15 protein-coding genes and 1 other annotated feature are annotated in these 11981 nt (G+C 44.1%); of the genes, 14 read left to right on the forward strand and 1 reads right to left on the reverse strand.

The window, feature by feature from the left end:
* Positions 1–207: 207 nt before the first annotated feature.
* Positions 208–903: an adaptor protein MecA gene (locus AC5162_RS06145; protein WP_496534376.1), complete on the forward strand. Its 696-nt coding sequence runs from the start codon at positions 208–210 to the stop codon at positions 901–903.
* A 79-nt stretch (positions 904–982) separates the two neighbouring features.
* Entirely contained in the window at positions 983–1384 is a 402-nt protein-coding gene (locus AC5162_RS06150) for a rhodanese-like domain-containing protein (protein WP_496534377.1), read from the forward strand.
* 30 nt (positions 1385–1414) lie between these two features.
* Here the strand turns inward: AC5162_RS06150 and AC5162_RS06155 are convergent, their stop codons facing one another.
* A complete protein-coding gene (locus tag AC5162_RS06155; protein WP_496534378.1) occupies positions 1415–1600 on the reverse strand; it encodes a DUF3042 family protein in 186 nt (61 codons plus the stop codon).
* Positions 1601–1673: 73 nt separating this feature from the next.
* Here AC5162_RS06155 and miaA point away from each other — a divergent pair, with 73 nt between their 5' ends.
* The 12 genes from miaA (at position 1674) to pgsA (ending at position 11900) form a co-directional block, all read left to right on the forward strand.
* Positions 1674–2579 (forward strand): tRNA (adenosine(37)-N6)-dimethylallyltransferase MiaA, encoded by a 906-nt coding sequence (miaA, locus tag AC5162_RS06160; RefSeq protein WP_496534379.1) that lies wholly within the window; start codon positions 1674–1676, stop codon positions 2577–2579.
* On the forward strand, positions 2579–2752 hold the full coding sequence (ykzS, locus tag AC5162_RS06165; protein ID WP_496534380.1) for a protein YkzS: 174 nt from the start codon (positions 2579–2581) through the stop codon (positions 2750–2752). The genes miaA and ykzS overlap by 1 nt, the downstream gene beginning before the upstream one ends.
* Before the next feature lie 102 nt (positions 2753–2854).
* Positions 2855–3862 carry a rod shape-determining protein gene (locus tag AC5162_RS06170; protein ID WP_496534381.1) on the forward strand — a complete coding sequence of 336 codons (1008 nt, stop codon included), beginning with the start codon at positions 2855–2857 and terminating at the stop codon, positions 3860–3862.
* An 81-nt stretch (positions 3863–3943) separates the two neighbouring features.
* Complete coding sequence (gene mreC, locus AC5162_RS06175; protein ID WP_496534382.1) at positions 3944–4798, forward strand: rod shape-determining protein MreC; 855 nt, start codon at positions 3944–3946, stop codon at positions 4796–4798.
* A gap of 1 nt (position 4799) precedes the next feature.
* Positions 4800–5327: a rod shape-determining protein MreD gene (mreD, locus tag AC5162_RS06180; protein ID WP_496534383.1), complete on the forward strand. Its 528-nt coding sequence runs from the start codon at positions 4800–4802 to the stop codon at positions 5325–5327.
* A gap of 41 nt (positions 5328–5368) precedes the next feature.
* Positions 5369–5597: a binding site (T-box leader), on the forward strand.
* A 65-nt stretch (positions 5598–5662) separates the two neighbouring features.
* Positions 5663–6304, forward strand: a complete 642-nt coding sequence (locus tag AC5162_RS06185) for an amino acid ABC transporter permease (RefSeq protein ID WP_496534384.1) — start codon at positions 5663–5665, stop codon at positions 6302–6304.
* A 3-nt stretch (positions 6305–6307) separates the two neighbouring features.
* Positions 6308–6949 carry an amino acid ABC transporter ATP-binding protein gene (locus tag AC5162_RS06190; protein ID WP_496534385.1) on the forward strand — a complete coding sequence of 214 codons (642 nt, stop codon included), beginning with the start codon at positions 6308–6310 and terminating at the stop codon, positions 6947–6949.
* Positions 6946–7788 carry an amino acid ABC transporter substrate-binding protein gene (locus AC5162_RS06195; protein WP_496534386.1) on the forward strand — a complete coding sequence of 281 codons (843 nt, stop codon included), beginning with the start codon at positions 6946–6948 and terminating at the stop codon, positions 7786–7788. The genes AC5162_RS06190 and AC5162_RS06195 overlap by 4 nt, the downstream gene beginning before the upstream one ends.
* 118 nt (positions 7789–7906) lie before the next feature.
* Positions 7907–9187, forward strand: a complete 1281-nt coding sequence (gene yfmF, locus AC5162_RS06200) for an EF-P 5-aminopentanol modification-associated protein YfmF (RefSeq protein ID WP_496534387.1) — start codon at positions 7907–7909, stop codon at positions 9185–9187.
* Positions 9187–10452, forward strand: a complete 1266-nt coding sequence (gene yfmH, locus AC5162_RS06205; protein WP_496534388.1) for an EF-P 5-aminopentanol modification-associated protein YfmH — start codon at positions 9187–9189, stop codon at positions 10450–10452. The genes yfmF and yfmH overlap by 1 nt, the downstream gene beginning before the upstream one ends.
* A 4-nt stretch (positions 10453–10456) precedes the next feature.
* Positions 10457–11314, forward strand: a complete 858-nt coding sequence (locus AC5162_RS06210; protein ID WP_496534389.1) for a helix-turn-helix domain-containing protein — start codon at positions 10457–10459, stop codon at positions 11312–11314.
* Between the two features lie 7 nt (positions 11315–11321).
* Positions 11322–11900, forward strand: a complete 579-nt coding sequence (pgsA, locus tag AC5162_RS06215; RefSeq protein WP_496534390.1) for a CDP-diacylglycerol--glycerol-3-phosphate 3-phosphatidyltransferase — start codon at positions 11322–11324, stop codon at positions 11898–11900.
* Positions 11901–11981: the final 81 nt, after the last annotated feature.

The raw sequence follows: 11981 nt of genomic DNA on the forward strand, positions 1-11981 counted from the left end.
AGTTAAGCTCTAGAGCGCCGAAAGTAGTTGCCGGAACGCTGGCTGCGAGGATAGGACGACGCGATGCCTGTACATATATAGAAGACAACAGGGGAATCAGAAACGGTTTCCCTGTTGTTTTTTATTCAAATTACGTTTAAAATGTAGTAAATAGTAACAAGGATACTTTGGTTTCCAGCTTGTTAATCGAAGTTGAGGTGAATGCTAATGGAAATGGAAAGAATTAACGACAATACAATTCGCGTGATGATTGAAAACGAGGACTTGCAGGATCGTGGTACTTCCGTTCGCGACCTGTTAAGTGATCGGAGTAAGATTGAGTCATTTTTCTACAATATTTTGTCCGAATTAGATGGTGGGCAGGACTTCGTGGATAATGATAAGGTTTCCTTTCAAGTATTACCTAACCAAAACGGCTTAGAACTCTTCATTTCACGAGTTGATAGTGAAGATGCCTTGAACGATTTGCTTGAGCGAATTGCTGCTTTTCCTGGTGAAGAAAACCAAGTGGATTCTGCCAACAAGGAAGCAATTGATGACTTGTCATTTGACCAAAAGATGGCTTTGATGTCACGGGATGACCGTGAAGATGATGCTAATGATAAGCCATTTTCCGGTAGCTTAGACTTGGTGGCCTTGAAGAATTTTGACCAGGTTTTGGCGTTGGCTGACAGGTTGAATATGTTTAAAGGACAGTCTTCTGTTTACTTATATGAAGACCAGTACTATTTTGCTTTGGATTCAAGGGAAGCTAAGCTAACCAGTACGGAATATAACTTGCTGACATCAACAATGGTTGAGTTTGGTAAGTTCTCGACTTTGAATATTGCAGTTTTGGCTGAACACGGCCAGGTCTTGTTTGACCACCAAGCAATTCATGAAATTAACCAGGTCTTTGCCTAATTAATTGACAAATTCAAATTGTGTTTCGCTTCATTATTCGGGTATAATAGTTTTATATTAATTTAATGGAGCACTATCAATGACGATTTTATATATAATTACGCTGGTACTATTCTTTTGGTTTGTCTTCTATGTCTTAAGCCGGTTCTTTACCCGACTTTTGGGTAATTCACGTGGCTCTGTTTTAAAGGCAGAAGTATTTGTGAAGGACCAACAGGAAAATGGTGGCCAATTAATTGATGTCCGTGATAAGGATCCATTTAAGCGCCACCATTTGAAGGGGGCTCGGAACATGCCAGCCCTTTCATTTAGCCAAGGTAAGTCAGGCTTGCGCCGCGATACTAAGATTTACTTGTATGGGGACACTTTGCAAAGTGCTGTTTCTGTGGCCAAGCGCCTTCGTAAAGAGGGGATTGCAAAAGAAAATATTTACTTAATGGCCGGTGGTTACCGGATGTTAACGGCCCAAAAGAAGGCATAAAAAAAGAATCGCTTGGGCGATTCTTTTTTGTTAGAAGCGGGCTTGGTGAGCTGAGACAGACTTGCGGATTGCTGCCTTTGAAACTTCTTCGTAGTTTTCTTGTTCCTTTTCTTGGGGCCGCTTAACAAGCTTCTTGTAGCCAAAGCCAGCAGAAGCTGCAGCGATTGCTGAACCAAGTACACCTGTCAAAAATCCAACTTTAAATTGTTTTTTCATAATACCCTCCTTTTTCCTTTCTATTATCATGGAAATAGAGGCGTTTGTAAATCCCTAGTTTTAAGGAGCCAAGATGTCAGCGATTAAAATAATTGTGATTGCCGGGCCAACTGCTTCAGGCAAATCGGACTTAGCCATCGATTTGGCTAAAAAATATAACGGTGAAATTATTTCGGCCGACTCGCTTCAAGTCTATCGAGGCCTTGATATTGGAACGGCTAAAACACCAGTGGCTGAACGAAAGGGGGTTGTACACCACCTAATTGATGTGGCCGAGTTGACGGAAGATTTTTCAGTGGCCGACTTTATCCAGGTTGCTGACCAGGCCATTGAAGGCTGTGTTCAGCGTGGAAAGTTACCAGTAGTGGTTGGTGGAACTGGTTTTTACGTAAAAGCACTCTTAGGTGACCAGCCACTAGAATTTAAGGGGTCTGACCCAGAAGAACAAGCGGCGCTGAATCATTTATCTGTGCCAGCATTACAGCAGCAGTTAAAAGACTTAAAACCTGAAAATCTCAGTCCAAACTTTGACTGGCAAAATAAGGCTCGGCTGGTCCGAGCTATTCAAATTGCCAAGCATGGTAAGCGAGAGAAAACAGTGGAAAGGCCAAATTATGATGCTCTCGTCTTAGCCTTAGATTGGGACCGAGGGACCTTATATAGCCGGATTAATGCTCGGGTTGATTTAATGGTCGACCACGGTTTACTAGAAGAGGGGAAGTTGCTGGCGAGTCATGGTGGCATAGACCTCCAAGCCGGTCGTGGGATTGGCTATAAGGAGTTGTTACCATATTTGGCAGGAGAAGTTGACTGGGCAGAAACAGTTGCTTTAATTAAGCAGGATTCTCGGCGGTATGCTAAGCGACAACTAACCTATTGGCGCCACCAAATTCCTGGGTTAGAATGGATTGATGGCCAACAGGCCTTAGAAATTGCCGATGAAAAAGTAGCAGAATTTTTGAAAGAAGGAAAGTATTAATGGATTATGAGCAGGTACTAATGGATTTAAGAGACGGAAACCTAGAAGAAATCAAAGTAACGCCAACTGAATTTCCAGCCTTTCAAAAAGCGTGGTCTTCTTTTCCTTACCAAAATGCAGTTAGGGGAATTGCCCACCCGGGTGGGCAAGTAACCTATATTCGTGCAAAATAACCTGTCAGATTAGGCAAAGTATGCTACAATAATAGGCAAGTAAAATATATAATAAATACCTGCCGGCCTAAATTTGGGTCGGCTTCATTGAGAGGCAAGATTGTGGCATTATCATTTGGACAACATAACGTCGGTATCGATTTAGGAACGACGAATACTTATGTATACGTTGAAGGCAAGGGCATTGTTTTGCGCGAACCATCAGTCGTAGCTCGTAACACTGAAACGCAAGAAGTAATCGCAGTTGGGGAAGAAGCCCGTGAAATGCTTGGCCGGACGCCAGCAAGTATTGCTGCTATCCGCCCAATGCGCGATGGTGTGATTGCTGATTATGAAACGACCGTTGCAATGATTTCTTATTACTTGCAAAAGGCCCTTGGTGGTCGTGTTGGAAAGCCTTTCGTAACTGTTGGTGTTCCTGCACGAATCACTGCCGTTGAACGTCGCGCTGTTATTGATGCAGCTCGAGTTGCCGGTGCACGTGATGCCTATGTTATTGAAGAACCATTTGCAGCAGCAATTGGTGCCGGTTTGCCAGTTATGGAGCCAACCGGTTCAATGGTTGTTGACCTTGGTGGTGGAACGACTGATGTTGCAACGATTTCACTTGGTGGAATTGTGGCTTCACGGTCAACTCGTTTTGCCGGAGACCGCTTGAACGAAGCAATCGTTTCAGCAATCCGTAATAACTATAACTTGGCCATTGGTGAAACAACTGCCGAAGCTTTGAAGATTGAAGTCGGAACGGTTTCACTTGAAGATGCTAAGACCATGGAAGGGACAGAAGCCCGTGGTCGTGACTTGTTGACTGGTCTTCCTAAGACTGTTAATGTTAGCGCCGAAGATATTTCAAAGGCCATCCAAGACCCTGTTAACGAAATTGTAAATGCTATCCGTGAAACGCTTGAATCAACTCAGCCTGAAATTTCAGCTGATGTGATTGATCACGGTATGGTTTTGACTGGTGGTGGGGCCCAATTGCGTGGCCTTGCAACCATGATTGAACAAATTACCAAGGTACCAGTAATTGTTGCTGAAGACCCATTGGACGCTGTCGTTAAGGGAGTTGGCGAATCATTGAAGTCACTCGATGTTTTGTCACAAAACTAATTCGACTAACTTTCCCGTCAAAGGCGTAGCGCTTGCGCTACGCTTTTCTTTTCAAGACGGAATGCTTTGAAAGGTTATTCCATGAAAAAATTATTTTCATCCCGAACCGTCGTTATTTTAATGGTTGGGTTCTTCATTATTGTTGGTATGATTTTGGGGTCAAACTGGTGGGCGAAAAAAACCAATACACCACCACTTTTTCAGCGGATGGTCAATGACTTGTCTGGAAGTGTTTCTCGGGTAATTTCCGCCCCAACCAACGCAATTGAAACACGGGCAAACTCATTGTCAAACCTGCTTTCAACCTTTGATGAAAACAAGAAATTGAAGGCTAAGCTAGATGGTTATGCCCAAACGCAAGTGCGTGAACAGAGTTTGGAAGAAGAAAACGCTTCGTTGAAGAAGCAGTTGAAGCTTCAAGCAACGCTGACGGACTACGATACTTTCTCAGCCGTAACGATTTCAAGGTCACCAACCACTTGGCAGTCACAGCTTGTTATTAACAAGGGTTCTAAGGCTGGTGTTGCCAAGGGCATGCCAGTTATGGGTGACTCTGGTTTGATTGGTCGGGTTTCAGAAGTGAACACGGTTAACTCAAAGGTTACCTTGATTTCTGATACTAGTGAAGACTCAAACCGTTTTGCCATTGTTGTCAAAGACAGTGCTGGCGATGTGAATGGCTTGGTAACAGATTATGATTCAAGCCAAAAGTTGTTGGTAATGGGAAATATTACGAACACTCAAGATACCAAGGTTGGTGACCCAGTTACCACCTCTGGCTTGGGTGGCTTGATGCCATCCGGCTTGTTGGTCGGAACGGTTGAAAAGGTTCAGACTGATGACTATGGTTTGACGAGCAAGGTTTATATCAAGCCGGCGTCTGACTTGAGCCGAATTAATACCGTTTTGCTTGCTAAAACAAAGGTAGGGTCATAAAATGTCAGTTTGGCAGTTTATTCGCTTACAACTAATCTATCCTTTGATGCTGTTCTTACTGTTTTTCCTTGATGGGAATATTATGTCGGCCTTTGGGAGTTGGTTGTTGTACTCACAACTTCATATTGTACCGATGCTGACTTTAATTTGGATTTTTTACGGGATTCAGTTTGAAATCACGGATAAGATTCCTTTTTATGTCTACGTTGTCTTGCTAGGAATGCTCTTTGATGTTTATTACACGGGTATTTTCGGGACTTATACGGTGGCCTTTTTGGCAGCGGCGATTGTGATGGACCGTCTCCGTCCTTACTTTGATGAACGGGTAATGTCGGGTCTTTTGCTGCTCTTAGTTGGTATGATTGTTTACCTTGGTGTGACTTACTTTGCGGGTGTCATTATTAACTTAAATAATTTGACGCCAGCGGCCTTTGTGGTTGGCGATGTCTTTCCAACGGCGGCTTTGAACTTAGTAATTGCAGCGATTTTTTACTACCCATCTTGGTCCTTATTCCAACGATTGGGATAAAGTGTTTGCAATTTCTGAATAAGCTGGGTATAATGACGGTAATTAAAACGTTGACTAGGAGAGTAGCGGTGATGTTTCTTTCAGAAAGCTTACGGGAATTGCGAGTAAGCAGGACATTGCTGTGAACCACACCTAGGAGTGCGCTATTGAATTCAGTAGGTAGTGCCGGTTGTGTCCGTTAAAACACCGGGTATTTAATAACTAAGTACCCTTGAGGCTCATTTTTTGATGAGCGTAAATGAGGTGGGACCGCGATTATTCGCCCTCTAAGTACAATTGTACTTAGAGGGCGTTTTTTCGTTTCAACGTAAAAGTGGCAAAGTGAGGAATTTGAGATGAAATACTTTTTTGAAGTACTACCGGGGATTGCTTCCGGTTTACAAATGACATTGGGAATCTTTTTCATTACCATCATTGGCTCAGTTCCACTTGGTATCCTGGTCTCCCTTGGGATGCGGTCGCATTATTTTAGTATTCGTTGGCTAATCAACGGCTATGTTTGGTTAATGAGGGGAACGCCACTTTTGCTTCAGTTGATTTTTATCTACTACGGTTTGGCAATGGTTGGGGTATCTTTCTCCCGCTTTGACGCGGCGGCCTTTGCCTTTGTCATTAACTATGCAGCCTACCTGGCAGAAATTTTCCGCGGTGGCCTACAAGCCATTCCAAAGGGCCAGTTCGATGCCGCCCAAGTCCTTGGCTTAAGCAAGGTACAAACTTTCTTTAAGGTTGTTTTGCCCCAAGTAATTAAGATTATTGTTCCGTCATTTGGAAACGAAGTCGTCAACTTGGTTAAAGATACTTCTCTGATATATGTGATTGGCTTGGGCGATATCTTGCGGGCCGGATCGATTGCGGCTAGTCGTGATGTTTCCCTTATTCCATACTTAATCGTTGGGGTGATGTACCTAATCATGGTTGCAGTTGTAACCTTGCTCTTACGGTCAAGCGAAAAGCGCTTGAACATTTGGAGGTAAGCGATGATTAAAATCGAAAACTTATCAAAATCATACGGTGACAATGTCATCTTTAAAGACTTGTCTTTGCAACTGCAAGACAGTGAAATCCTGACGGTCCTGGGTCCATCTGGTTCAGGAAAGACGACTCTGATTAAGACCTTAACGGGCTTGGAACAAGCCGAATCTGGTCAGATTACGGTCAATGACCAGACTTATCAAATTGGTGACCCTAAAGCGGCCGCACAAATCGGTCTGATTTTCCAAGACTTTAACTTGTTCCCACATTTGACAGTTCGGAAAAACATTACTTTGGCCCCTACTTCGGTTAAGAAATTGTCCGAACAAGAAGCCAACCAAAAGGCTGATGACTTGTTAGAAACATTGGGTCTGACTGCCCAAGCTGACTTGTACCCTTACCAGTTATCTGGTGGGCAAAAGCAGCGGGTTGGGATTGCCCGGGCCTTGGCAATGGACCCTCAAATTATCGCCTATGATGAACCAACTTCCGGTTTGGATGAAAAGACGACGAAGCAGGTGGTCCAGGTGATGTTAGATTTGAAAAAGGCCGGTGTCACTCAGTTGGTTGTTACGCACGACTTGCCGTTTGCTGACCAAGTCGCTGATACCAGCTTTGACTTTGAAAAAGAGGTGAACCGCGGATGATTTCGATGAAGAAAAAAATTATTGTCAACACGGCGGTGATTCTTTCTTTCTTCGCCGTTGTCGCTTTCTGTGTTGCTTTCCTATCCAAGCCAAAGGATTCATCTTCTTCTGATACCAAAGATACTTGGTCGAAAATTAAGACTGATAAGACGATTACGATTGGTTTAGATGATACCTTTGTCCCAATGGGCTTCCGTGATAAGGAAGGTAAGCTAGAAGGCTTTGATATCGATTTGGCCGATAAGGTCTTTGCTAAATTAGGCATTAAGGTCAACTGGCAGCCAATTGATTGGTCGATGAAAGAAACCGAGTTAAATACTGGTAACATCGATGCCATTTGGAACGGTTATACCAAGACGCCAGAGCGGGCCAAGCAGGTGGCCTTCTCAAATGTTTACCACAAGGTCACGATGGCCGTTGTCGTGAAAAAGTCTGATGGGATTAATCGCTTTGCTGATATGTCTGGCAAAGTCTTGGGTGTTCAGACTGGGTCTTCTGGGGAAACGATGTTAAACAGCAGTCCTAAGCTGTTGAAACAGTACATTAAAAACCAGACGCCAGTTGAATACGATACCTTTGATAAGGCCTTTACCGATTTGAATGCGAACCGGATTAAGGGAATCTTGGTCGATGAAGACTATGCCCGCTATTATATTAACCACCAAGCTAACCCTGGCGATTACAAGATTTTGACAGGTGGTTTTGACCAGACTGAGGATGTTGTTGGATTCCGTAAGGGAGACAAGAAGCTTCGGGAAAATGTTAATAAGGAATTAGCAGCCTTGCAAAAGTCAGGTTACATTAAGCAACTTGAGGATAAGTGGTTTGCTAAAAATTGATGGTTCAGAAAAACGCCTACGGGCGTTTTTTTATTTGGTGGAAATAACTGTCGACTTGTTTTGTAGCCATGATCGATTTTTTTGACAAATTCGAGTCGAAGTCTTGTAAGATAGGAATATGCTAAAAACTTATCAAATCGGTCCAGGGCTAACGGTCCTGCACCAGCAAAGTAGTCAATTTAAAACAGTGCACCTCGCTGTGAACTTTATTCAAAAAGCACGGCCAAAGGCAACGGCGGCTCGGTCGCTGCTGTCTTACTTAATGGCCGTTTCGGCCAAGCGATACCCTAATCAACAGGCAGTTGCCCAAAAGTTAATCGATCTTTTTGGAGCCGACTTCCGGACCCGGGTGAGTGGCTATGGTGAAAACAACTTAGTGACGGCTTCTTTGGAAGTGGTTCAGCCAGGGCTGTTGCCAAATTCAGCTGACATCGTTCAGGACGGCCTAGCCTTCATAGAAGAAATGGTCTTTGGTTTTGATTGGGAAAACCAAGCAAATGCTCAAGCCATTTTTTACCAAGAAAAGCAGAACTTGCTGCAAGCAATTCTAGCCCGAAAAGACGATAAGGAAACTGTTGCCTTAGACTTAGCCCGCCAGGGTCTTTTTGAAGATGAAAGCTTAGAAGAATCGGTGATTGGCGACTTCCGGGATGTCCAAGCCTTAACCCTTGAAGACCTCCGCCAGGCCCAGCAGCATATGCTTGCTGAAGATCAGGTAGTTGTCACGGTCGTTGGTAACATTGATGGGGATGTGGTGACTGGTGGTGTTAAAAAGTGGCCGGTTCCTTCAGCAAACCTAGTTGGTTATCAGCCGGTTATCGGGCGAGTGGCCTTGCAAAAGCAGCGAGAAAAGACGATAACCAAGCCCGGCTTAAACCAGGCGGTCTTAGTTCAACATTACCAGCTTGGTTCAGACTTTCAGCTTGGCAATAACCAGACCTACTTTGCCACCTTAGTGTTTAATACCTTATTTGGTTCTGGCCCAACTAGCCGGCTCTTTACGGAAGTTCGTGAAAAGAATAGTCTGGCTTACAGTGTTTATTCCAAGTTGCAAACAGACCTTGGTATTGTGACGGTGGTGGCCGGCTTTAATGATGTTGAGCTAGTTAAGCTCCGGTCACTAGTCCAGGTTCAGCTGGCAGACCTAGGGGCTGGTCGGTTGAGCGAAGGAAACTTAGTTCAAGCGAAGAAGACTTTGAAAAATATCTACCACCTGCAAGCTGACCGGGTTGGCTTGCTGGCAAAAACGGTTTTGAACGGGCAAATGACGGGCCAGCGACTTGCTGAGGCAGACTTTTTGGCAGGGATTGACCGAGTGACGGCTGCCGATATTAAGCAGGTGGCGGCGGGGTTGCATTTGCAAACGGACTTTGTCTTAGTACCTAAGGAGGGCGACTAATGGTTGCAGAGATAAAAGAGGGGGTAACAACCTTTACAACCGCAGATGGCCTCTCCGTGACCTTGGTTGAAAAGCCGGGCTTCCACCAGGTTATTGGGGCATTGACGGCCAAATTTGGGTCTTTGGTGACTAGCTTTACGAATGAGGCTGGCAAAGAAGTGACGGTTCCGGCTGGGACTGCTCACTTTTTAGAGCATAAGCTCTTTGATAAAAAAGAAGGGGATGCGCTGGTTAGGTTCACGGACTTGGGGGCAGATTCTAATGCCTTTACTGGCCCTAGCCAAACTAGCTACTACTTTACCGCCACTTCAAACCTTAGTGAAAACTTAGCCTGGTTATTACAGTTTGTCCAAGAGCCATACTTTGATGAGGCGAAAGTTGCTCGCGAGCGGGGCATCATTGAAGAAGAAATCAAACTTTACCAAGATGACCCGGATTGGCAACTATACCAAGGAATTATTGGCCAGCTTTACCCAAATTCACCAATCAGCCAAGATATTGCTGGTACAAAAGAAAGCCTCCAGCAAATTACTGCTGACTTATTATACGAAATCCATCGGACTTTTTACCAAGCTAATAACTTGACCTTGGTGGTGGCTGGGGACTTTGATGTTAAGGCTATTCGGCAATTAATTAAAGACCAACAGGCTCAGTTGGCCCGTCCGATTGTGCCGGTGACAGTGGACCAGGTCCAGTTGGCTGACCAAGAAAGTTTCAGGGCCAAAGTTAATATGCCGGTGGCGTTGAAAAAGACTGCTTATGGTCTTCGGTTGACCGAACCAGAAAAAGAGATGTCGGACCGAACCATTGTAACTCGAAAGCTCTTAGCAGAAGTGACCCTTGATTTAGTCTTTGGGGAACAAAGTGACTGGTACCAATACTGGTACCAAGCAGGCGTTTTGACTGATAGTTTTGACTATGAGTATGGCCTGGTGGGTGCTTATCAAAACTTGCTGTTCTTTGATGAGGGGGACCATCGTGAGGAACTACAAAAGGTTTTGACGAATCGGTTAGAAGAGGCGGTTCAAGTTTTGGAAGGTAGCAGTGCTGACTTCCTTAGAATCAAGCAGGCCTTAGCTGGTCAAATGCTTTCTAGTCAAAACCAAGTCGAACGCCTAGCATTAGACGAAGATTTAAGCTTGTATAAGCTCTCACTATTTGATAAAATTAGCTTAATAACGCATTTTTCCTTAGAAAACGTGGTTGAATTTGGCCAAGAGATTTTTTCAAAAACCAAGTTAACCCTCTTAGAGTTAGAAAAGTAGTAAAATGGCAGAAATTTTAACAAGTGACGCAGGTCAACAACTAAAAGAAACACGGCAAGCCAAGGGTTATACCATTGACCAGATTGCCGAAAAGACAAAGATTCAAGCTAAATTCATCCAAGCCTTAGAAGAAGACGACCAGGACCTCTTACCAAGTCCGTTTTATACCCATGCTTTTGCTAAGCAGTATGGGAAGTTTTTGGGCTTAAACCCCGAAAACCTTTTTGAAGAAGATGATAATGTTGAGGATGCTTTTGACACAATGTCATATGCTCACCGCGATGATGACGGTGTTGTCCGTGCTGGTGTTAATGATGCTGGTTCAGCTAAGTCACGGTTCCGTGGCTGGATTCCAAAGATTTGGCTAGTGATTATTATCGGGGCAATCTTATTGGTCGTCTGGTTTGTTATAACCCGGGCCAGCTCAAGTTCAGATAATTCTGGATCAAATGACCAAGTCCAAGTGGCTTCATCATCCGTATCGCAGTCTTCATCAATGACCTCATCTTCAAGTGGGTCTGGTACGATTAACTTTGGTACTGCAACAACCAACACTGGTTCGTTGACCACAACTTATAACTTGGCTAGCCAGTTAACGGCTGACCACAAGCTGGTTGCTAAGGGTCAAAATGGATCAACGACTTTGAAGGTTACTGATGGAACTGGTAAGTCTTTGTTTAACCAAACTTTGGCTGCCAATGCCGAACAGACGATTGACTTGCCTGCTAATACGGCAATTATCAATATCCAAGTATCACAAATTAATAATATTAATTTGACGCTGAATAACCAGCACATTGATGTCAATAACTTGCCATCAAACCCAACCACTTGGAACGTCGTTTTGAACATGAACAAGTGAGAAAACAATGAACCTACCTAACAAATTAACTGTTTTCCGGATTATTTTGATTCCGGTTTTCATGGTAACGTTGGCTTTTTCAAAGTCATCATCGATTGTTAACCATGACTTGAACTTATCGCTGGCATGGATGGTTGCAGCAATCGTCTTTGCTGTCGCCTGCATCACTGACTTCTTGGACGGACAGATTGCTCGACGCCAAGGTTTGGTGACTAATTTTGGTAAATTCTTCGATCCACTAGCTGATAAGCTCTTGGTGATGACCGCCTTAATCTACTTGACGGCTTACCACCAAGTGCCAGCTTGGGTCACGGCCGTGATCGTCATCCGTGAATTGGCTGTGACTGGTTTGCGGACTTTGATTGTCGAAAACAACGGTAAGGTCTTAGCAGCCGCTTGGCCTGGTAAGATTAAGACTTTTTCTCAAATGTTTGCCATTGTTTTCCTGTACTTGAAGGAATGGCCATTTGGATTGGTGGACTTCCCACTTGGTCAAATCTTGATTTACATCGCGGTGGTCTTCACCATTTATTCAGGAATCGATTATTTCTGGCAAAACAGGTCGGTCTTTGCGGACGGATTGTAAGTTAAAATGATATGAACCCCAAAATTAGGACATGTCATTGAGCGGCCTTTAGGACTGATGCCCGATATTCAATCGGCGTCA

Source organism: Fructobacillus sp. ChS1-6f1-1-27 (assembly GCF_059579415.1).